At 61.5% G+C, this 19,413-nt stretch carries 20 protein-coding genes; 14 read left to right on the forward strand and 6 right to left on the reverse strand.

Features of this window, described 5'->3' with window-relative positions:
* Positions 1–10: 10 nt before the first annotated feature.
* On the reverse strand, positions 11–706 hold the full coding sequence (locus tag DFO46_RS00610) for a GntR family transcriptional regulator (RefSeq protein WP_110792400.1): 696 nt from the start codon (positions 704–706) through the stop codon (positions 11–13).
* A 98-nt stretch (positions 707–804) separates the two neighbouring features.
* On the opposite strand from DFO46_RS00610, the gene DFO46_RS00615 reads away from it, so the two are divergent.
* The 10 genes from DFO46_RS00615 (at position 805) to DFO46_RS00660 (ending at position 9,838) form a co-directional block, all read left to right on the forward strand.
* On the forward strand, positions 805–1,407 hold the full coding sequence (locus DFO46_RS00615) for an amino acid synthesis family protein (RefSeq protein ID WP_120275972.1): 603 nt from the start codon (positions 805–807) through the stop codon (positions 1,405–1,407).
* Entirely contained in the window at positions 1,382–2,179 is a 798-nt protein-coding gene (locus DFO46_RS00620; protein WP_120275973.1) for an alpha/beta hydrolase, read from the forward strand. The genes DFO46_RS00615 and DFO46_RS00620 overlap by 26 nt, the downstream gene beginning before the upstream one ends.
* A gap of 17 nt (positions 2,180–2,196) precedes the next feature.
* Complete coding sequence (locus DFO46_RS00625) at positions 2,197–3,123, forward strand: flavin reductase family protein (RefSeq protein ID WP_183041814.1); 927 nt, start codon at positions 2,197–2,199, stop codon at positions 3,121–3,123.
* A gap of 4 nt (positions 3,124–3,127) precedes the next feature.
* Positions 3,128–4,165, forward strand: a complete 1,038-nt coding sequence (locus tag DFO46_RS00630) for an LLM class flavin-dependent oxidoreductase (RefSeq protein WP_110792404.1) — start codon at positions 3,128–3,130, stop codon at positions 4,163–4,165.
* Between the two features lie 7 nt (positions 4,166–4,172).
* Positions 4,173–5,636: an aldehyde dehydrogenase gene (locus tag DFO46_RS00635; protein WP_120275975.1), complete on the forward strand. Its 1,464-nt coding sequence runs from the start codon at positions 4,173–4,175 to the stop codon at positions 5,634–5,636.
* 5 nt (positions 5,637–5,641) lie between these two features.
* The gene (locus DFO46_RS00640; protein ID WP_120275976.1) at positions 5,642–5,971 is read left to right on the forward strand and encodes an NIPSNAP family protein; all 330 of its coding nucleotides are present in this window, start codon (positions 5,642–5,644) and stop codon (positions 5,969–5,971) included.
* 49 nt (positions 5,972–6,020) lie between these two features.
* Positions 6,021–7,031 (forward strand): ABC transporter substrate-binding protein, encoded by a 1,011-nt coding sequence (locus DFO46_RS00645; RefSeq protein WP_120275977.1) that lies wholly within the window; start codon positions 6,021–6,023, stop codon positions 7,029–7,031.
* A gap of 72 nt (positions 7,032–7,103) precedes the next feature.
* Positions 7,104–7,961, forward strand: coding sequence for an ABC transporter permease (locus DFO46_RS00650; protein WP_110792408.1), 858 nt, complete (start codon positions 7,104–7,106; stop codon positions 7,959–7,961).
* A 3-nt stretch (positions 7,962–7,964) separates the two neighbouring features.
* Positions 7,965–8,765 carry an ABC transporter permease gene (locus DFO46_RS00655; protein ID WP_120275978.1) on the forward strand — a complete coding sequence of 267 codons (801 nt, stop codon included), beginning with the start codon at positions 7,965–7,967 and terminating at the stop codon, positions 8,763–8,765.
* Positions 8,762–9,838, forward strand: a complete 1,077-nt coding sequence (locus DFO46_RS00660; RefSeq protein ID WP_120275979.1) for an ABC transporter ATP-binding protein — start codon at positions 8,762–8,764, stop codon at positions 9,836–9,838. The genes DFO46_RS00655 and DFO46_RS00660 overlap by 4 nt, the downstream gene beginning before the upstream one ends.
* Positions 9,839–9,860: 22 nt before the next feature.
* Here DFO46_RS00660 and DFO46_RS00665 read toward each other — a convergent pair whose 3' ends face one another.
* From DFO46_RS00665 to DFO46_RS00685, 5 genes are all read right to left on the reverse strand, one after another.
* On the reverse strand, positions 9,861–10,442 hold the full coding sequence (locus tag DFO46_RS00665) for a TetR/AcrR family transcriptional regulator (RefSeq protein WP_120275980.1): 582 nt from the start codon (positions 10,440–10,442) through the stop codon (positions 9,861–9,863).
* A 15-nt stretch (positions 10,443–10,457) separates the two neighbouring features.
* On the reverse strand, positions 10,458–11,378 hold the full coding sequence (locus tag DFO46_RS00670; RefSeq protein WP_110792412.1) for a carbon-nitrogen hydrolase family protein: 921 nt from the start codon (positions 11,376–11,378) through the stop codon (positions 10,458–10,460).
* 9 nt (positions 11,379–11,387) lie between these two features.
* On the reverse strand, positions 11,388–11,768 hold the full coding sequence (locus DFO46_RS00675; RefSeq protein ID WP_120275981.1) for a hypothetical protein: 381 nt from the start codon (positions 11,766–11,768) through the stop codon (positions 11,388–11,390).
* Positions 11,765–13,195 (reverse strand): APC family permease, encoded by a 1,431-nt coding sequence (locus DFO46_RS00680; RefSeq protein ID WP_183041815.1) that lies wholly within the window; start codon positions 13,193–13,195, stop codon positions 11,765–11,767. Before DFO46_RS00680 ends, DFO46_RS00675 begins: the two co-directional genes overlap by 4 nt.
* A 279-nt stretch (positions 13,196–13,474) precedes the next feature.
* Positions 13,475–14,539 carry a LacI family DNA-binding transcriptional regulator gene (locus DFO46_RS00685; RefSeq protein ID WP_120275983.1) on the reverse strand — a complete coding sequence of 355 codons (1,065 nt, stop codon included), beginning with the start codon at positions 14,537–14,539 and terminating at the stop codon, positions 13,475–13,477.
* Between the two features lie 237 nt (positions 14,540–14,776).
* On the opposite strand from DFO46_RS00685, the gene DFO46_RS00690 reads away from it, so the two are divergent.
* The 4 genes from DFO46_RS00690 to DFO46_RS00705 all read left to right on the forward strand — a co-directional run bounded on the left by DFO46_RS00690 (position 14,777) and on the right by DFO46_RS00705 (position 19,405).
* Complete coding sequence (locus tag DFO46_RS00690) at positions 14,777–15,760, forward strand: autoinducer 2 ABC transporter substrate-binding protein (protein WP_110792416.1); 984 nt, start codon at positions 14,777–14,779, stop codon at positions 15,758–15,760.
* Positions 15,761–15,892: 132 nt separating this feature from the next.
* The gene (locus DFO46_RS00695; RefSeq protein WP_120275984.1) at positions 15,893–17,407 is read left to right on the forward strand and encodes a sugar ABC transporter ATP-binding protein; all 1,515 of its coding nucleotides are present in this window, start codon (positions 15,893–15,895) and stop codon (positions 17,405–17,407) included.
* Entirely contained in the window at positions 17,400–18,422 is a 1,023-nt protein-coding gene (locus DFO46_RS00700) for an ABC transporter permease (protein ID WP_110792418.1), read from the forward strand. Before DFO46_RS00695 ends, DFO46_RS00700 begins: the two co-directional genes overlap by 8 nt.
* Positions 18,419–19,405, forward strand: coding sequence for an ABC transporter permease (locus DFO46_RS00705; protein ID WP_120275985.1), 987 nt, complete (start codon positions 18,419–18,421; stop codon positions 19,403–19,405). Before DFO46_RS00700 ends, DFO46_RS00705 begins: the two co-directional genes overlap by 4 nt.
* Positions 19,406–19,413 lie beyond the last annotated feature (8 nt).

A 19,413-nucleotide genomic window follows, 5' to 3' on the forward strand; every position in this document is an offset into this window, starting at 1 on the left:
TGCCGGTCCCTTAGGTCGATTTCCGTCCGCCGATGATGCTTTCCGCGATTGATGCTGCTGCGGCCACATGGGCGCGGCAGGCTGCCGCTGCGGCGTCAGGATCGTTTCTCTCGATACCGGCGAAGATCTCGCGAATTTGCGCGGGGCCCGACGTCGTTCGGTTTGTGGTCGACAGTGTCATGACGCGCAGGCGCGAGATGCGGCTGTTCAATCGGCTGACGATGTCCCAGGCGATCGTGTGGCCGCCTGCGTAGAAAATGGTTCGATAGAAACTCGTCGTGGCATCGAGGATGCCAAGCGGGGAGTTCTGTCTGGAGGTTTGCTCAAGTTCATCGAGCGATTGACGCAACTCGTCCTTCACCCGGGCATCGGCCACCCGAGCGCAATCCGCAACGGCGGTCGCCTCGAGTGCGGCCCTGATCTCATAGATCTGGCGTGCGTCATCCCATTCCAGCCGTGCCACGATTGGCCCCTGCTTGGCGAGCATTTCGACAAGGCCTTCGGCCTCAAGGTGACGGATCACCTCCCGGATGACCGAGCGCGAAACGCCGAGCTGGTCGCAAAGCGTTCGTTCCACCAGCCGCGCACCCGGCTCGAACAAGCCGCTGATGATGGCGCGGCGCATGCGGTCGAGAGCGATCTCGCGCAAGGTGGCCGGCGGGGTTTCGATCCTGAGGGCGGCAAGGCTGTCGGCATTTTTGCTCATGCTTTTGCATAGTCGGTAAAAATGATTCCGGCAAGCCATTGACATCTGATATGATGGTATACCAACATACAGGCAGATGAGTTTGCAGGAGAGAATTGATGGCATCGCTGATCCGCAAGACGTTTCTTCAGATTGAAACGACGCATATCGAAGGCGGGAAAGAGGCTTCCGTGCCGCTCAAGCTGATTGCGGCTCTGGCCGTCGTGAAGAACCCGTGGGCCGGTCGTGGTTTCGTCGAGGATCTGAAGCCGGAAATTCATGCGGTTGCCCCAATACTCGGCGAACTGTTGACGAAGATGATCATCGATACCGCCGGATCGGGTGAAGTCGTCGAGGCCTATGGCAAGTCGGCCGTGGTCGGTCTTGATGGCGAAATCGAACATGCTTCGGCGCTGATCCACACGCTCCGGTTCGGAAATCACTACCGCACGGCTGTCGGCGCCAAGTCCTATCTCGCCTTCTGCAATACGCGCGGCCCGGCCAATGCGCCGATCATGATCCCGCTGATGGACAAGAACGATGAAGGGCGCCGGTCGCATTACCTGACGATCCAGTGCGCCATCCCGGATGCGCCGGCAGCCGACGAGATCGTCGTTGCGCTCGGCGCATCGATCGGCGGTCGCCCGCATCACCGGATCGGCGACCGTTACCAGGATCTGAAGGAGCTTGGCCACGATGCTGCAAACCCTGCCGCGGTCTGAGACCCCTTCCGGTGTTGCCTATGTTGACCGGGGCCAGGGTGGTGAAACCTTGGTTCTGATCCATGGGGTGGGCATGCGGATCGAGGCCTGGGGGCCGCAGATCGAGCGCTTGTCCCGCGAGCATCGCGTGATTGCGGTCGACCTCCCGGGGCATGGGTTCTCTCGACCGCTCGATGCTGCGCCGGAGCTGCCCAATTTCGTTGCCTGGTTTTCGGGGCTGGTTGACGAACTCGGGCTCGACGCGGTGAGTGTTGCTGGACATTCCATGGGGGCGTTGATTGCGGCCGGATTTGCCGCAACGAACGGTGACAGGCTTCGCCGGGTTGCGCTTCTGAACGGCGTTCACAAACGTACGCCGGCAGCGCGGCAGGCCGTGGAAGCTCGGGCGGACGAAATCGTCTCGGGAAATTTTGACCGGCAGGCGCCGCTGGAGCGGTGGTTCTCGGATGCGGAGAAGGATGGTGCCGCCTATCGCCTGGTGCATGACCTCCTGCAGGCGGTCGATCCCAAGGGCTATGCGGCGGCATACCGGGCCTTTGCCACGGGCGATGCCGTCTATTCGGATCGTTGGCCGCAGGTCACCTGCCCGGCGCTGTTTCTGACCGGCGATGGCGACAAGAATTCGACGGCCGAGATGGCCGAGGAGATGGCCAGGGCTGCGCCGCACGGACGAGCGGTGGTCATCAGGGGCCATCGACACATGGTCAATCTCACGGCGCCGGAGGAGGTGAGTGAGGCACTGGCCGACTGGCTCACCTGGCAGCCGGCGTGATGAAGGGATTGGGAGGAGTGACAATGAGTGATCCAAGAGCGCTTCGGGACGCCTTCGGCGCATTCCTGACCGGGGTGACCGTCGTGACGACGGTCTCGGACGAGGGCGCACCGATCGGCTTTACCGCCAACAGCTTTACGAGCGTTTCGCTCGATCCGCCCTTGCTTCTGGTCTGCCTGGCAAAGACCTCGCGCAATTATCAGACGCTGATGACCGCGCGCGGATTTGCCGTGAACATCCTCGCCGAGGATCAGAAGGATGTGTCCAATACTTTTGCGCGCCCCGTCGAGGATCGCTTTGCCGCAGTCGACTGGCGGGCCGGCCCATTCGGTTCGCCGGTGTTCTCGGAGGTTGCTGCCTGGTTCGATTGCTCGGCCCATGATCGTGTCGATGCCGGTGACCATGTCATTCTGATCGGCAAGATCGAGGCCTTCGAGAATTCGGGCAGGACGGGTCTGGGATATGCGCGGGGTGGATATTTCACTCCCGCTCTCACGGAGAAGAACCTGCTGGCCAATGTCGATGGCAGCCTCTGCCTCGGCGCGGTCGCTGAACGGTCCGGCGAGATCCTTCTCGTGCCCGATGGTGACGACGGCTTGACGCTGCCTTTCTTCGACAAGGCCGAAAGCGAGAGCATGGAGGCTTTGGAGGCGCACTTCACAGCGGAGATCGGCCTGTCGATCCGTACGGGCCTTCTTTACTCGATCTATGACGACACCAATGCCGGTCGTCAGCATATCGTTTATCGGGCGGCGCTCGGCGAGGGCGTGCCAAAGGTCGGGCAGCTGTTCCCCTTGCAGCAACTGCCCCTCGACAGGATCAAGGATTCAGCCGTTCGCGAGACCGTGAAGCGCTACGGGCAGGAAAGCATGCTCGGCAATTTCGGTATCTATTTCGGCAATCAGGAAAAGGGCCGCGTTCACGCCGTGGCCAAAAAAGGATAATCCGATGAAGTTCTCGCTTTTCGTTCATATGGAACGGCTGAACGCCAGCCAGAACCACGAGGAACTCTACGAGGAGTTCATCAAGCTTTGCGAGATCGCCGACAAGGGCGGCATGCACGCCATCTGGACCGGCGAGCATCACGGCATGGATTTCACCATCGCGCCGAACCCCTTCGTCAGCCTCGCCGATCTGGCAAACCGCTGCAAGAACGTGCGGCTTGGCACCGGCACGGTGATTGCGCCCTTCTGGCATCCGATCAAGCTGGCGGGCGAAGCGGCGATGACCGACCTCATCTGCGGCGGTCGGCTCGAACTCGGCATTGCCCGCGGCGCCTACAGCTTCGAATATGAGCGCCTGATGCCCGGCCTGGACGCCTGGGGTGCGGGCCAGCGCATGCGTGAGCTCATTCCGGCGGTCAAGGGTGTCTGGGCGGGTGACTATGCCCATGACGGCGAGTTCTGGAAATTTCCGGCAACCACGTCGGCGCCGAAGCCGGTTCAACAGCCACATCCGCCGATCTGGGTTGCAGCCCGCGATCCCAACAGTCACGAATTTGCCGTCGCCAACGGTTGCAACGTGCAATGCACGCCGCTTGCCAATGGCGAGGCCGAGATTGCCAGCCTGATGGAGCGCTTCAATGCGGCTTGCGAGAAGGCGCCGCAGGTGAAACGCCCGAAGATCATGCTGCTGCAGCATACCTATGTCGGATCGGACGAGGCCGATATCGCCCAGGCCGCCAAGGAAATCAGCACCTATTACAACTACTTCTTCGCCTGGTTCAAGAACGAGCGCCCGATCAGCCAGGGCCTGATCCAGACGCTCAGCGAAGAGGAACTGGCGGCCAATCCCAATCTGCTGCCTGAGAAGATGACGACCAACATGCCGATCGGCAATGCCGGAACCGTCATCGACCGCCTGAAGGTATACGAGGCCCAGGGCTGGGACGAATACTCGTTCTGGATCGACACCGGCATGAGCTTCGAGCGCAAGAAAGCCTCGCTCGAGCGCTTCATCGCCGATGTCATGCCAGCGTTCCGGTGAGGTCGATATGCAGCGGTTCCAGCAATACGTAGACGGTGTCTTCGACGACGGTTCGGCACGGTTCGACAGCATCGATCCGGCGACGGGCGCGGTCTGGGCCTCCATGCCGGAAGCCCGCGAAGCGGACGTCGATCGCGCCGTCAAGGCTGCCGAGCAGGCACTGTGGAACGGCGCCTGGCCGGCGATGACAGCGACCGCTCGCGGCAAGCTGCTGTATCGGCTGGCGGATCTCGTGCAGGCCAATGCTCCCCGCCTTGCAGAGCTGGAAACCCGCGATACCGGCAAGATCATCCGTGAGACCTCCGCCCAGATCGCCTATGTGGCCGACTATTACCGCTATTATGCGGGGCTCGCGGACAAGATCGAAGGCTCGACGCTGTCGATCGACAAGGCCGATATGGATGTCTGGACCCGGCGGGAGCCCGTTGGCGTTGTGGCGGCCATCGTGCCCTGGAACAGCCAGCTCTTTCTTGCGGCGGTCAAGATCGGCCCGGCGCTTGCTGCCGGCTGCACATTGGTGGTCAAGGCTTCGGAAGATGGTCCGGCACCGCTGCTGGAATTTGCCCGTCTCGTACATGAGGCAGGCTTCCCCAAGGGGGTGTTGAACGTCATCACCGGTTTCGGTCCCTCCTGCGGCAGTGCGCTGACGCGCCATCCGGGCGTTGCCCATATCGCCTTTACCGGCGGACCGGCCACGGCTTCGCAGGTCGTTCGCAACTCGGCCGAAAACCTTGCCAGCACCTCGCTGGAACTCGGCGGCAAGTCGCCCTTCATCGTCTTTGCCGATGCCGACCTGGAAAGTGCCGCCAATGCGCAGGTCGCCGGTATCTTTGCGGCCACCGGCCAGAGCTGCGTCGCCGGCTCGCGGCTGATCGTCGAGCGCTCGGTGAAGGATGCGTTTCTCGCCCTGCTGAAGCAAAAGGCGGAAGCCATCCGCATCGGCACGCCGCTCGACATGGCGACCGAAGTCGGTCCGCTCTGCACGGCGCGCCAGCGCGCGCATATCGAAACCGTGGTCGCTGCTTCCGTTGAGGCCGGGGCGAAGGTCGTCACAGGCGGCTCGGCAGTCGAGGGTGACGGCTTCTACTACCCGCCCACGATCCTCGACTGCGATGGTGTGCAATCGCCCTCGTTCGAACAGGAGCTGTTCGGTCCCGTCTTGTCCGTCGTTTCCTTCACCAGTGAAGATCAGGCGGTCGCTCTGGCCAATGACACCCGCTACGGCCTCGCATCCGGCGTGTTCACGCAGAACCTGACACGCGCGCACCGCATGGTGAAACGCATCCGTGCCGGGATCGTCTGGATCAACACTTACCGTGCCGTCTCGCCGATCGCGCCCTTTGGTGGTTATGGCCAATCGGGTCATGGACGGGAAGGCGGGATGGCCGCAGCGCTGGATTTCACCCGCACAAAGACCGTCTGGCTGCGGACATCCGACGAACCGTTCCCTGACCCCTTCGTGATGCGGTGACGGCGATGTTCTACGAGATCAGGACCTACAGGCTGAAGAACGGCGCCATCCCCGAATACCTCAAGGTGGTCGGTGAGATCGGCATCGCGATCCAGAAGAAGCATCTCGGCAATCTCGTCGGCTATTTTTCCTCGGAAATCGGGCCGATCAACGAGATCGTCCACATCTGGGGGTTCGAGAGCCTTGATGACCGCCAGGCCCGTCGCACGCGTCTGATGGCCGACCCGGACTGGCAGGCCTTCCTGCCGAAGATCCGCGACCTCATCGTCACGGCGGACAACAAGATCATGTCACCCGCAGCCTTTTCGCCACTTGGCGGCACAAACCCCGCCTAGGCACGCAGTCTCACAAGCGATCCATCGCTTTTCTCAGGGAGGAGAAAACATGAAGAAGCATCTGATTATCGCCCTTATGGCAACCGCCGCAGCCTTTGTCGGCCCGGCGCATGCCGCCGACATGGTGTTCACCAGTTGGGGTGGAACGACCCAGGACGCTCAGAAGACGAACTGGGCCGATCCGTTCACCGAGCAGACCCAGATCAACGTCGTGCAGGACGGCCCGACAGACTACGGCAAGATCAAAGCCATGGTCGAAGCCGGCAATGTGACCTGGGATGTGGTCGACGTCGAAGGCGACTATGCCGTCCAGGCCGGTGCCGCCGGGCTTCTGGAAAAACTCGACTTCTCGATCATCGACAAGAAGATGCTCGATCCGCGTTTCGTGACCGACTACTCCGTCGGCAGCTTCTATTATTCCTTCGTCATCGGTTGCAACAAGGATGCCGTCGAGGCATGCCCGAAAAGCTGGGCGGATGTGTTCGACACTGCCAAGTTCCCCGGCAAGCGCGCCTTCTACAAGTGGTCGGCTCCCGGCGTGATCGAAGCTGCCCTGCTTGCTGACGGCGTTGCGGCAGACAAACTCTATCCGCTCGATCTCGATCGCGCCTTCAAGAAGCTCGACACCATCAAGGCCGATATCGTCTGGTGGGATAGTGGCGCCCAGTCGCAGCAGCTGCTCGCATCTGCCGAGGCGCCTTTCGGCTCCTTCTGGAACGGTCGTCTGACAGCGCTCGCCCAGACGGGTGTCAATGTCGAGACCTCCTGGACCAACAACATCACCGCTGCCGATGCCCTGGTCGTTCCCAAGGGAACGAAGAACAAGGACGCTGCGATGAAATTTATCGCCCATGCGACAACCGACATGGCGCAGGCCCGCTTTGCCATGGAAACCGGGTATGCTCCGACCAATCTCGACTCCAATCTTCTGATGGATGCCGAAATCCGCAAGACGCTTCCCGACATGCAGGCCGAGACGCAAGTCAATGCCGACATGACCTACTGGGCCGAGCACCGTGATGAAATCGGAACACGCTGGTACGCCTGGCAGGCCCAGTAAGATCCCAAGCGCGACCGCAAGGTTGGGCCGGCATGTCCGGCCCAACCAACCGCGAACACCGGAAGACCAGACATGACCTTAGCGGCAAAAATCGGCGGTGGCGCCAAGCCGTCCAAACGGGACGGGGCATTCGGCTATCTGATGCCGGCCTTTCTGCTCGTGCTTTTGTTCTTCATCGTGCCCGTGCTGATGCTGCTGTTGCGCAGCATTCTCGAGCCGGAACTCGGACTTCAGAATTACGAGGCGCTTCTCGGGTCGACCACCTATCTGCGCATCTTTCTCAATACGTTTATCGTGGCAGGTCTGGTGACACTCATCTCGGTCGTCATCGGCTATCCCGTCGCCTGGTTGCTGGCCATCATGCCCGAGCGCTGGTCGCGCATTGTGCTTGCCATCATTATCCTGTCGATGTGGACCAATCTCCTCGCGCGCACCTATGCCTGGATGGTTCTCTTGCAGCGCACCGGGGTGATCAACAAGACGCTGATCGGGTTGGGGTTGATCGACAAGCCGCTGGCACTCGTCAACAACCTCGTCGGCGTCACTATCGGCATGACCTACATCATGCTGCCCTTCGTCATCCTGCCGCTGATCGGTGTGATCCGTTCGATCGATCCAGCCACCCTGAGGGCCGCAGCACTCTGTGGCGCCAATCGCTGGCAGTGTTTTGTTCGGGTGCTCCTCCCGCTTTCGGCTTCCGGCGTCGCCTCCGGTGCGTTGATGGTCTTCGTCATGTCGCTCGGTTACTTCGTCACGCCCGCACTGCTTGGAGGGACCGCGAACATGATGCTTGCCGAACTCGTCGCGCAATTCGTCCAGTCGCTGGTGAATTGGGGGATGGGGGGCGCTGCGGCGCTGGTCCTTCTCGTCGTCACGCTCGCGCTTTACGCCGTGCAACTGCGCTACTTCAATCCGAACAAGGCAGGGTGAAGCATGCTGCTCGATTTCGATAAGCTCGGCGGCCTCAAAATCGTCCTGATCGGTCTGACGGCGTTGGTCTGTCTGTTTCTGATCCTGCCGATCGCCTTCATTGCAGCGCTCTCATTTGGCTCGTCGCAATGGCTGATTTTCCCGCCGCCGTCCTGGACGCTGAAGTGGTATCACGACCTTTTCGCTGATCCGCGCTGGCTCTATTCGGCCTGGACGAGCCTGAAGATCGCCTCGATCGTCACCGTGCTCTCCGTGGTCATCGGCTTCCTGGCCGCCCTCGGGCTGAACCGCCGCGATTTTTACGGTCGCGATGCACTCAGAGCCCTGTTTCTGACACCGATGATCCTGCCGGTCGTCGTGCTGGCTGTCTCGCTCTACGCGCTTTTCCTCAAGCTCGGCCTCGCAGGGACGACTTTCGCCTTTGTTATTGCGCATCTTCTGATCGCGTTGCCGTTCTCGATCATCTCGATCGGCAATGCTCTCGAGGGCTTTGACCGTTCGATCGAGGATGCGGCCATTCTGTGTGGCGCAAGCCCATGGGAGGCCCGGCTGCGGGTGACTGTACCGGCCGTCAGCCACGGCATCTTTGCCGCTGCAGTCTTCTCCTTCCTCGCCTCCTGGGACGAGGTTGTGCTGGCGATCTTCATGGCGAGCCCGACCCTGCAGACTTTGCCGGTCAAGATCTGGGCGACGTTGCGCCAGGACCTGACGCCGGTGATCGCGGCTGCTTCCACTCTCCTCATCGCCTTCACCATTCTCCTGATGGTTTTGGCCGCACTTTTCCGCAAGGGACGTAGCAAATGACCGAACCCTTTCTCAGCATTCGCGGCATCCGTAAGACCTTCGGTGCCTTCACCGCCGTCAAGGATGTCACCATGGACGTGGCCGAGGGCGAGTTCATGACATTTCTGGGTCCCTCCGGATCGGGCAAGTCGACGACGCTCTACATCCTCGCCGGCTTCCAGGATCCGACAGATGGCGACATCCTGCTCAAAGGTCAGAGCCTTCTTTCGACCCCGTCGCACAAGCGCAATATCGGCATGGTCTTCCAGCGCTACACGCTCTTCCCGCACCTGAGCGTCGGTGAAAACGTCGCCTTCCCCTTGCGCATCCGTCGTGTCGGCCAGGCGGAGGTCACCGAGCGGGTCAGGAAGGCCCTCAAGCTGGTGCGGCTCGAAGGCTTCGAAGATCGCAAGCCGGCGCTGATGTCCGGTGGCCAGCAGCAGCGCGTGGCGCTTGCCCGTGCGCTTGTCTACAATCCGCCGGTCCTCCTGATGGACGAGCCGCTTTCGGCACTGGACAAGAAGCTGCGCGAGGAGATCCAGTTCGAGATCCGCCGCATTCACCAGGAAACCGGCGTGACCATTCTCTATGTCACCCACGACCAGGAAGAAGCGCTGCGGCTCTCCGACCGGATCGCTGTCTTCAGCCAGGGTGAGATCGACCAGATCGGCACCGGTCAGGAACTCTATGCCAACCCGGCCACGCATTTCGTCGCGGGCTTTATCGGCGACAGCAATTTCATCAATGCGGAGGTGCTTTCGGCGGCGGATGGCAAGGCCAAGCTCTCGCTGCCAGGCGGCACTGTCGTCGACGGCGTGCCGATGCATGCCGGCAAGGCGGCCGGCAAGTCGGCTTCGCTGCTGCTGCGGCCGGAGCGCCTGTCACTGTCCAGCGCGCGGATCGACAATGGTCTGGCCGTGACGATCAACGACATCACCTTCCTCGGCAACAATGTCGAGGTGAGTACGCAGACGGGCAATGGCGAGAGCCTGTCCGTGCGCCTGCCCTTCGGGCACGAGGCAATCTCCAGCATCAGCCGGGGCGATCAGGCTTGGTTGAGCTTCGAACCGCAGACGACGCACGCTTTCGTCTGACGCGACGATCCGATGCCGGCGGTTAGGCCTGTTCGGGACGTCGAAACGCGCGCAAGACGAAATCAGCGCCCTCGCGTGCCAAGCGGTCGGGGTCTTCGATCACCGCCTCTTCGGCATATTCAAGATGGGCGATGGTAATGCTGGCGACCATCAGTCGGCCCAGCGCGGGGTCGATCTCGACGAACTCGCCACTGCGAATGCCCTGGGCAATCAGGTCTTCGAGAGAGCGATAAAATGCTTTGAGCTTGTCGGCCAATTCGGCCAGTTCGGGGCTCTTGAGGGCGTCGCCGGTATAGATGGCGGACATGGCCATCGGCATGCGGTGGAGACTGGAAAAATCCCAGACCAGGTATTGGTGCAGACGTTCAGACACTGAACCCTGCTGACGGCATGCCTCATCGATCCGGATGGCGGCTTCATTCAGGCTCAGGGCGAAGATTTCTTCGACAATCGCCTTCTTGTTGGGGAAGTGGTGGAAGAGCGAAGGCTGCTTGATATTCACAGCCTTCGCGATCTCACGTGTGGTGGTGGCGCGGTAGCCCAGCCTCTTGAACAGCTTCGATGCCTGGATCAGGATTTCCTGTCTCGTATCGGCTGTTTCCATGAGGCTTCTCCTGCGTTAGACCGCGCCTCCGATCTCCCGGCGTCTGTTGACGGTCAGGTTGAAGACGTCTCTGCGATCGTAGTGGCCTACGACATCAAGATCGTGCTTAAAGCGGATCGTGTCGGCAAGATCAATTGTCGCAACGACTGTCTCGCCGCCGAATACAGGGCCGACGAGGAATTCGCCGTCCGGGCCGACGACCCCCGAGCCGCCCTTGAGGCCATCCTCGCCGCCAAGACCTGATATGAACGCCTCGCGGAGCGCTTCCGGCACACGCGCGACGGGGAGGTAGGTGGCGGCGCTTACCACAAAGCAACGACCTTCGAAGGCATATGTCCGGCAGGCCAATTGATGCGAGATCGGCATGTCCGGCCATGCGGCAATATGGATCTGCTCGTCTGAGGCATGAAGAGCGTGCCGGGCGAGGGGATGCCAGTGCTCCCAGCAGACCAGGCCTCCGATGCGCCCCGCCGGAGTGTCGACGGCCAACAGTCCGGCAGCATCGCCGGGTGCCCAGACGTTTCGTTCCGTGTGCGTCGGCAGGAGCTTGCGGTGGACATTGAGCAGCGTGCCGTCCGGGCCAATGGTGATCATGCTGTTGAACAGGATCGACGCCGAAGACCGGGCGCGCTCGTTGATGCCCATGACCACCGTGATGCCCGCTTCGCGTGCGGCATCACAAAGGGCGCGTCCCGGAGCGCTGTCGAGGACGAGACTGGCCTCGACCAGTTTTCCGAACCAGTGGCGGGCCTCTGCGCTGTCCCAGCCTGCCATGCCGAATACCCAGGACGGATATCCTCCCAACCAGGTTTCGGGGAAGACTACGAGATCTGCGCCATCCTGCGCCGCGACCCGAATGGCCTGCTGCGCCATGGCGATCGCCGCGTCGAGATCAAGGAGCGGCGGCGTGTCTTGAATGATGTGAAGTTTCGTCATGGATTGACCTCATGGATAAAGAAAGGAGGAAACGGCCGCAGCCGTCAGTCCGAATGCGAAGGTGGACAGGGAACAGAAGTCCAGCCACCAGACGAGGCGGGTGCGCGTCGGCCAATCGGGCCACCAGGCAAGGGCGCCGGTGCCGATTGCCGTATAGAAACCGCTTACGATGAGCAGCCAGCCAATGGCCGGGTGCAGCATTGTGGCGCCATAGCCCAATGCCAGCAGAACGGTTCCGATGATCAAAGCATCGACGTGACCCTGGCGAAGGCGCGAGATCTGCCTGATCGCAAACCAGCCCTTTGGCTTGTCCAGAGCGACGGAGAGCAACATTCCGGAGATCCCGCCGATGGACAGAAGCACGAGCCCTGCTTGGGTGATGAAGGTCATTTTTGTTCCTTGTGTCTCAGGGTGGCGAGGATGATCGCGAAAGCCGTGACAAGCGCGAAGATGATGAGCGGTGCGGCCACCAGCAGGCTTGAGGCTCCGGGGGGTGCGAGTTCGGGACGTGGCCACGCGATGTTGGCGGTTTCAAAGGCCAGCCAGAGAAAGGCGATGGTGTTTATGGGCATGCCGAGCGCGCCAGAGCGAAATGCGCCTGCCGGGTTCCATCGTCCGCTTGCCCGCGCATAGAGCGCGGCTGCTACCACCAGGAAGAAGGTGGCATAAAGCCCCATCGTGCCGAAGGAAATCATCGTGCCGATCGCCTGGTCATTCAAGCCGAGCAGCAGGGCGAGACCCGCCACCACCGTTACCAGTGCCATCGCCGCGAGGGGCACCTTGCTGCCAGTGCTCACGCCGGCAAGCTTTTTGGAGCCGGGCAGTGCTCCGTCACGGGCCAGGCCGAAAACGATGCGGCCCGTATAGGCCTGCATGGAAACGATGCAGGCCATGAAGGTGGTGACGACGATCGCGTAAAACGGTCGTTCGGACCAGGCGCCGAGGTTTTCGGTCACCGCCGCCGTCACGGGATCGGCAATCTCTCCGGCGACCAGCGCCTGGACGTTCGAACTGGCCAGGGTGATGGCTGCGGCAACGAGGACCACGAGCGCGCCGACGGTGGCCGTCGCCCCCATGATGGCTCTTGGAATGTTGCTGCCGGCGCCGGCCGTCTCCTCGGCGACCGAGGCGCTGGCGTCGAAGCCGACAAAGGCCCAGCCGCATACGGCAAGTGCGGTCAGATAGGTTGCGAGCGTCGGGGCCGTACCAAGGTTCTCGACAAGGAGGCTGACCGGCTGGTTCTGGAAGAACAGGATCAGGACGAGGCCGATGCCGAGCGAACCCAGGACCTCTGCCGCAATGCCGATGTTCACCAGGAACGACGCGAGGCGTATGCCGCGGGCATTGACGATGAGCGCGGCCAGAAGCAGCCCCATCGCGATAGCCGCTCGTGCAATTCCCTTGGGTTCGGTCCCGGTCAAGAGCAGGCTGACCCACGGGGCTGCCAAATAGGCAACGGTCGCCAAGGCGGCGGTGACCGCCAGGGCATAGATAATGCCGGTGACCAGGCCATAGCCCTTGCCCGCGAGCCGGCTCGTCCAGTGATAAGGCCCACCCGCCACCGGGAACTCGGACGCCAGTTCCGAATAGACAAAGGCAACCGTCAACTGGCCGGCCAAGGACAGAACAAGCAGCCAGATCCAGGCCGGTCCCGTCAGCTGAATTCCAAGCGAGAAGATCGCGTAGAGGCCGACGACGGGCGCCACTGTCGCCACGCCGATCGAGAATACCGAGAACAACCCGATATCGCGCTTCAACTCCTGTTTGAACCCGAGGTCAGCCAGTTGGCTGGCGTCTCCCTGTGTCGATGTTTTCATAGTCTGCTCTCCCATTTGAGTCTCCCTATCAAATGATAGGGAGACTATTTGAGAGTTGCGTCGATTGTCAATCGTGCTCAATTCCGGGTGATCGAGGCCACCGCACGCGCCATGCCCGATATGCCGCAGGGCAGGGCAAGGGAGCGCGCGGACGCGTGGCGGATCGCGACCGGCGGCAGGTTTCGAATTTTGGAGTTGAGACAAACGCGGCACGAAAATGGGCCGCCAATTCAGCGGGTTGCAGAACTTGCCCGTCACCGGGGCAAGCGCAACCTGCCTTCAGTCGATGTCCTTCAGGGCATCAAGCGGTCCGGTGAGCGCGGTCCTTGGAGGCACCAGCATCGGCTGAATGAGATGCGTGATCGCCGGAGGGCGTGTGGAGTCGAGGATCCGGAAACCCTCGGCAATCATGGCCTCGCTGTCCTGCCGGATCATGTAAACGGGGAAGGGCAGGAATGATCCGAACGGGTCGTAGTCGTAGCAGCCGACCACGATGTCGGCGAAGGTCTCGTGTGGATGCTGTCCGAGGAAGCGCATCAGGCCTTCGAGGTTGATCGAGGAGTTGACGAAGAAACACCGTGGCAGTTTGCCATGGGATTCATAGAATGTTTCAAAGGCGCGCGCTGTCATGGCGGGGGAGTAACCTGTCGGCTGGATGCAGGCTTCCGGGCTCTCTCCGAGCATCGCGATCTTGATGTCGCGGAAGCCACGAATGCGTTCGCGGCTCGCATGGTCGTCACGACCGCCGAAGAGGTAGACCTCGTCTGCGGTGATCGGGACCGCACCGTCCTGCTGGGCCTGCTCGATGATGGCGCGGGTCAACATGCGCGCACCTTCAAAATTGTCGGAGATCACCGAGGGCGCGCGTGTGCCGGGCAAGTCGATGTTGACATGCCTGAGGCCCGCCTTGATGCAAACTTCGTGCACGCCATCCGGATCCGTGGCACCGGCGATGAACAGCTCATCGATCGAATAGGAAATAAGGGTTTCGACGATCTGCCGCTCTTCTTCAGGGTCACGGCATGCGCTGACAACGACGGGGCACTGCCCGCGGCTTCTGACCTCCGCCTCGAAGGTTTGTGCCATGGACGAAAAGTAGCGGTTGTCATGGATGGGCAGCAGCAGGCCGACAAGGCCGGAACGCGAGGAGCGTAGTCCCCGGGCCTGCAAATTCGCGGTGTATTGATGCTCTTCCGCGAGCCCCTGGATGAGCTGCGCGGTCGCTTCCTTGATGCGGCGTTTGCGCCAGCTGCCGTTCAAGACGGCGCTCACGGTCGATGGCGAGCATCCCGAAAGGACCGAAAGGTCATAGATCGTCGCCTTCTTTTTCCCCATGTCACTCATCTGCGTCTCCCTGCCGGCCTTCTTTAGGAAAATTCCCCTCTTGACGAAAGTGTAACCTTGTCGGATATTGATTGCACCATCGATTGTGCAAAAAAGAAACATCGATTGTGCAGGGTGGTTCGCCGGAGGAGGCGATGGGAGGCAAGGGTATTCCCGGGCCAAGAGGAAACCTGAGACGTCCGTGAGCGAAGGCTGCGGGTGGAGATCGTTTTTGACGATCCTTGAGGAGGAGAGAACATGAAAAGGCTTATCGTGGCGGCTCTTGCCGCATCGCTTTCGCTTGCCGGTGCCGTTGTCGCCTACGCGGCCGATGCGCCGAAAGTCGGCGTCGTCGTGAAGATCGGTGGCATTCCGTGGTTCAATGCCATGGAGGCCGGCATCAAGGAACAGGGGCAGAAGCTCGGGATCGACGCCTTCATGGTCGGCCCGACCAGTGCGGACCCGGCTCTGCAGGTCCGTGCCATCGAAGACCTGATCGCCCAGGGCGTCAAGGTGATCGGCGTGGTTCCGAACGATGCCAAGGTGCTTGAGCCCGTACTTCAAAAGGCGCAAGCGGCCGGCATCAAGGTTGTGACGCATGAATCGCCCTCGCAGAAGGGCGCCGACTGGAATTTCGAACTCGCGTCATCGACAGGTTTCGGTGAAGCGCATGCCAAGCTGCTTGCCGAGAAGATGGGCGGCAAGGGCGAATATGCCGTTTATGTCGGCTCGCTCACCGTCCCGCTCCACAACGCGTGGGCAGATGCGGCCATCGCTTATCTCCAGAAGAATTATCCCGACATGAAGCTGGTCGGCGATCGCTACGGTGTCGCAGAAGATGTCGACAAGAGCCGCTCCACCGCGCTCGATCTGATCGCGGCGCATCCGGATCTCAAGGGCTTCCTCGCCTTCGGCAGCCAGGGCCCGATCGGTGCCGGCCGTGCCGTCGAAGAACGCCGCAAGACAGGCGAGATCTTCGTCATCGGTCCTTTCTCGCCAGGCCAGGGCCAGAAGCTGATCAAGGCCGATGCCATTGCCGGCGGCTTCATGTGGAATCCGAAGCAGGCTGGCGAAGTGTTCGTCACCATGGCGGACCGCCTGATCAAGGGTGAAAGCATCAAGGAAGGCGACGACATCCCGGGTCTCGGCGTGATCAAGCCGGCTGGCAACGACATCATCGTCGACCAGCTGCTGGCGATCAACAAGGATACCGTCGACGAACTCGCGGCCATGGGGCTCTGATCCAGCGAAAGACCTCCCCGGTTCCGGACCTGTAGCCCCCTGCAGCTCCGGATCTTCGCTGAGCAACCGGTGTCCGGCAGCCCTTAGCCGGACACCGGACCCAACCCGGCATGACAGCAGACAGGTTCTTCCATGAATACCGTGACGGATCAGGGCAAGGTGGCCCGGCCGCTTCTCTCGTTGCGCGGCATCAACATGACGTTCGGAGGCGTGCAGGCCCTGAAAGACGTCTCGTTCGAGGTGATGCCCGGTGAAGTGCACTGCCTGGCCGGCGAAAACGGATGCGGCAAAAGCACGCTCATCAAGGTGATCACCGGCGTCTATCGTCCGGCGCCCGGCGCCGAGATCGTGTTCGACGGAGAGCCCGTCGCACAGATGAGCCCCGGCAAGGCGCAGTCTCTCGGCATTCAGGTCATCTGGCAGGATCTTGCCCTGTTTCCCGAAATGACGGTGGCCGAAAACATTGCCTTCCAGACGCTGTCTGGTGCCACGCCACGGCTCGTCAATTATACGCGGATCCGGGACATTGCAGAGAAGGCGCTCGCCCGACTTGGCGTGACCTTCGATGTCGACCGGCCGCTCAAGGATTTCGCCATTGCGCAACGGCAGATCGTCGCCATCGCGCGCGCACTGGTCGGGGACGCCCGGATCGTCTTCATGGACGAACCAACGGCTTCGCTTACCCAGACCGAAACGGACTATCTGCTCGACATCGTGCGTAATCTCTCCGCGTCGGGCGTGGCGGTCGTCTTCGTCAGCCACCGGCTGGCCGAGGTTCTGGAAATCTCGCAGCGCCTGACCGTGCTGCGGGATGGAAAACTCGTCGGCGTCTACCCGGTCGAAGGCATGACCCAGTCGAAGGTCACAGAATTGATGACCGGTCGTACCTTCGATCAGAATGTGCGCGCCCGTGACATGGGGAAAGAGCCGGTGGTGCTTTCCGTCGAGGGTTTGAGCCGGGACGGGGAGTTTTCGCAGATCAGTTTCGATCTGCGTCGCGGGGAAACGCTCGGCATCACCGGCCTTCTGGGGTCGGGGCGCACAGAACTCGCACTGACCCTCTTCGGCATGCGACGTCCGGATGCGGGGCAGATCCGTCTCGATGGGCGGCCGCTGTCATTTGCGTCGAACCGGGAGGCGATCTCGGCCGGTATCGCCTATCTTTCCGAGGACAGGCTGGCGCTCGGCCTCAATCAACCGCAATCGATTGCCGACAACCTGGTGATGGCGTCTCTGAACCGCATCATGCGCCGCGGGCTGATCGCACCTGATCACAAGAAGGCACTCGTCTCACGCTGGATTGCTGACCTTGGCGTCAAGATTGGACGTCCCGAAGACGCGATTTCCACGCTCTCGGGCGGCAATCAACAGCGGGTGGCAATTGCCAAATGGCTGGCCACGGACCCGCGGGTCCTGATCCTCGATGCCCCGACCGTGGGCGTCGATGTCGGCGCGCGGGCCGGCATCTTCGAGATCGTGGCTCGTCTTGCCGAGGCCGGGCTCGCCATCATCCTTATTTCGGACGAAGTGCCGGAAGTCTTTTTCAATGCCGACCGGGTCCTGCATATGGACAAGGGGAGGATCAAGGCGAGTTATGATCCGCGCATGACGACGCTCACGGATATGGAGGCGGCCGTCTATGCGTAAGCTGCTCGTTTCCCATACGACCGAAATGGTCCTGATCCTGGTGATCGCGGCGATGAGCCTTGCGCTTTCGTTCCTGACCGATCGCTTCTTCACCCTCGGCAATGCCTTCGACCTGCTGAACATCAGTGCGGTCAACATCATCTTCGCCGTTGGCCTGCTCGTGGTGCTGATCGCAGGCGGCATCGACATCTCGTTTGCCGTGGCGGCTTCGGTCGTGCAGTACGCGACCGCGCTTGCACTCGCCCAGATCGGCGGCGGCGACTGGATCTCGGGGCTGCTCATCGCCTCAGTGTTCGGTATCGCTCTCGGACTGATCAATGCCTTCCTGATCCACCGCTTCAACATCATCTCGATCGTTGCGACGATTTCGACCTTCAATGTCTATTTCGGTCTGTTGATGTTCTTCACCAAGGGGGTGTCGATCTACAACCTGCCCGACTGGCTGACGACGCGCGTGATTGTCTATGAGCGGGAGATGGCCGACGGCAGCTGGGCTGAAATCACGCTTCCCGTCGTCGTCATGCTGATTTGCGTCGTCGCAACATGGCTCTTCGTCACGCGGACCACGACCGGCCGTCAGCTCTATGCCTTTGGCGACAATCCGGAAGGGGCGCGCCGCTTCGGCATCAATGTTGGCGCGATGCAGTATATCGCCTTTGGCTGGCTCGGACTGATGGCCGGCATCGCGGGGCTGATGCAGGCGCATTATGCCCAGGAAGTGGTGCCCAATGCCCTTTATGGCCGGGAACTCGACGTGCTGGCCGCCGTGGTTCTGGGCGGTGCCCGCCTGGGCGGCGGCAAGGGCTCGGTCATGGGCTGCGTGCTCGGGGTGCTGCTGGTGTCGATCACCCAGAACGGCCTGAACCTGATGGGCGTATCGCCCTTCGCCTTCAAGATGATTGTCGGCGCGATCATCCTCGTCGCCATCACGTTGTCGAGCGGACGCCTTGATGGGCTTTTCGGTCCGCGCAAACAGGCTCTGTCCGATACCGATTCAAAGGGAGGGGCGGCATGAATAGGCTCGTCGCACGTTTCAACGCCATCTTCGGGCCTGACATGGCCGGGCCACTTGCCGCACTCCTTGCGGTGCTGATCGTCTTCGGCCTCGCTTCGCCGCAGTTTTTTACCGCCGCCACCTTCGGGTCCGTTGCGTTCCAGCTGCCGGAACTCGGGATCCTGACGCTCGCCATGCTGATGCCGATCCTGACTGGTGGCCTCAACCTTGCGATCACCTTCACCGCCAACATTGCGGGTCTGACGCTCGCCTGGGTTCTGCAAGCGAATGGTGGCATCGATGCCGGTCCGGCGGCGTTCGTTCTCGGATCCGTGCTTGCCATCGGTGTCGGAGCGGCCAGCGGACTGGTGATGGGGCTGGTCATCGCGTTTACCCGGGCCCACCCAATCCTCGTATCATTGTCGATGATGATCTTCCTGCGCGGTCTCGGCGAGTTTCTGACCCGTGGCGGCGATATCTCGGGCTTCCCGAGCTTCGTCGCGCCGATCGGCCATGGCAGCATACTCGGAATGCCGGTGCCGCTGCTGATCCTTCTTGGCTGCGTGGCCGCGACACACGTCGTGTTGTCGCGGACGAAGCTCGGATTTTCGACCTATATGATCGGCTCCAATATCGAATCCGCCCGCTATTCCGGCATCAATACGCGCAAGGTGCTGGTGCTCGTCTATGTGCTGTCCGGGGCGATCGCGGCAATTGCCGGGATCATCATGCTCGCACGCTTCAACTCCGTGCGCGTCGGCCATGGCGAATCTTACCTGCTCATCACGGTGCTCGCCTGTTTCCTTGGCGGCATCAATCCCTTCGGCGGCTTCGGACGGGTGATCCCGGTGTTTGTCGCCCTCGTCGTCCTGCAACTGCTGTCGTCGGGGCTCAATCTGCTCGGTGCAAACCAGCATCTCGCGACGGCCTTCTGGGGGCTGCTGCTCATCGCCGTGATGATGCTGCGCTGGGTTTCGGTCAAATTCATTAAGAAAAACAAATAGAGGAGTAT

The organism is Rhizobium sp. AG855 (assembly GCF_003610655.1).
Taxonomy (GTDB): domain Bacteria; phylum Pseudomonadota; class Alphaproteobacteria; order Rhizobiales; family Rhizobiaceae; genus Allorhizobium; species Allorhizobium wuzhouense.

Bases quoted from the DNA above. Each gene is read 5' to 3' on its own strand.
- DFO46_RS00610 (WP_110792400.1), bottom strand. From the start codon at position 706: ATGAGCAAAAATGCCGACAGCCTTGCCGCCCTCAGGATCGAAACCCCG.
- DFO46_RS00615 (WP_120275972.1), top strand. From the start codon at position 805: ATGGCATCGCTGATCCGCAAGACGTTTCTTCAGATTGAAACGACGCAT.
- DFO46_RS00620 (WP_120275973.1), top strand. From the start codon at position 1,382: ATGCTGCAAACCCTGCCGCGGTCTGAGACCCCTTCCGGTGTTGCCTAT.
- DFO46_RS00630 (WP_110792404.1), top strand. From the start codon at position 3,128: ATGAAGTTCTCGCTTTTCGTTCATATGGAACGGCTGAACGCCAGCCAG.
- DFO46_RS00635 (WP_120275975.1), top strand. From the start codon at position 4,173: ATGCAGCGGTTCCAGCAATACGTAGACGGTGTCTTCGACGACGGTTCG.
- DFO46_RS00640 (WP_120275976.1), top strand. From the start codon at position 5,642: ATGTTCTACGAGATCAGGACCTACAGGCTGAAGAACGGCGCCATCCCC.
- DFO46_RS00645 (WP_120275977.1), top strand. From the start codon at position 6,021: ATGAAGAAGCATCTGATTATCGCCCTTATGGCAACCGCCGCAGCCTTT.
- DFO46_RS00650 (WP_110792408.1), top strand. From the start codon at position 7,104: ATGACCTTAGCGGCAAAAATCGGCGGTGGCGCCAAGCCGTCCAAACGG.
- DFO46_RS00655 (WP_120275978.1), top strand. From the start codon at position 7,965: ATGCTGCTCGATTTCGATAAGCTCGGCGGCCTCAAAATCGTCCTGATC.
- DFO46_RS00660 (WP_120275979.1), top strand. From the start codon at position 8,762: ATGACCGAACCCTTTCTCAGCATTCGCGGCATCCGTAAGACCTTCGGT.
- DFO46_RS00665 (WP_120275980.1), bottom strand. From the start codon at position 10,442: ATGGAAACAGCCGATACGAGACAGGAAATCCTGATCCAGGCATCGAAG.
- DFO46_RS00670 (WP_110792412.1), bottom strand. From the start codon at position 11,378: ATGACGAAACTTCACATCATTCAAGACACGCCGCCGCTCCTTGATCTC.
- DFO46_RS00675 (WP_120275981.1), bottom strand. From the start codon at position 11,768: ATGACCTTCATCACCCAAGCAGGGCTCGTGCTTCTGTCCATCGGCGGG.
- DFO46_RS00680 (WP_183041815.1), bottom strand. From the start codon at position 13,195: ATGAAAACATCGACACAGGGAGACGCCAGCCAACTGGCTGACCTCGGG.
- DFO46_RS00685 (WP_120275983.1), bottom strand. From the start codon at position 14,539: ATGAGTGACATGGGGAAAAAGAAGGCGACGATCTATGACCTTTCGGTC.
- DFO46_RS00690 (WP_110792416.1), top strand. From the start codon at position 14,777: ATGAAAAGGCTTATCGTGGCGGCTCTTGCCGCATCGCTTTCGCTTGCC.
- DFO46_RS00695 (WP_120275984.1), top strand. From the start codon at position 15,893: ATGAATACCGTGACGGATCAGGGCAAGGTGGCCCGGCCGCTTCTCTCG.
- DFO46_RS00700 (WP_110792418.1), top strand. From the start codon at position 17,400: ATGCGTAAGCTGCTCGTTTCCCATACGACCGAAATGGTCCTGATCCTG.
- DFO46_RS00705 (WP_120275985.1), top strand. From the start codon at position 18,419: ATGAATAGGCTCGTCGCACGTTTCAACGCCATCTTCGGGCCTGACATG.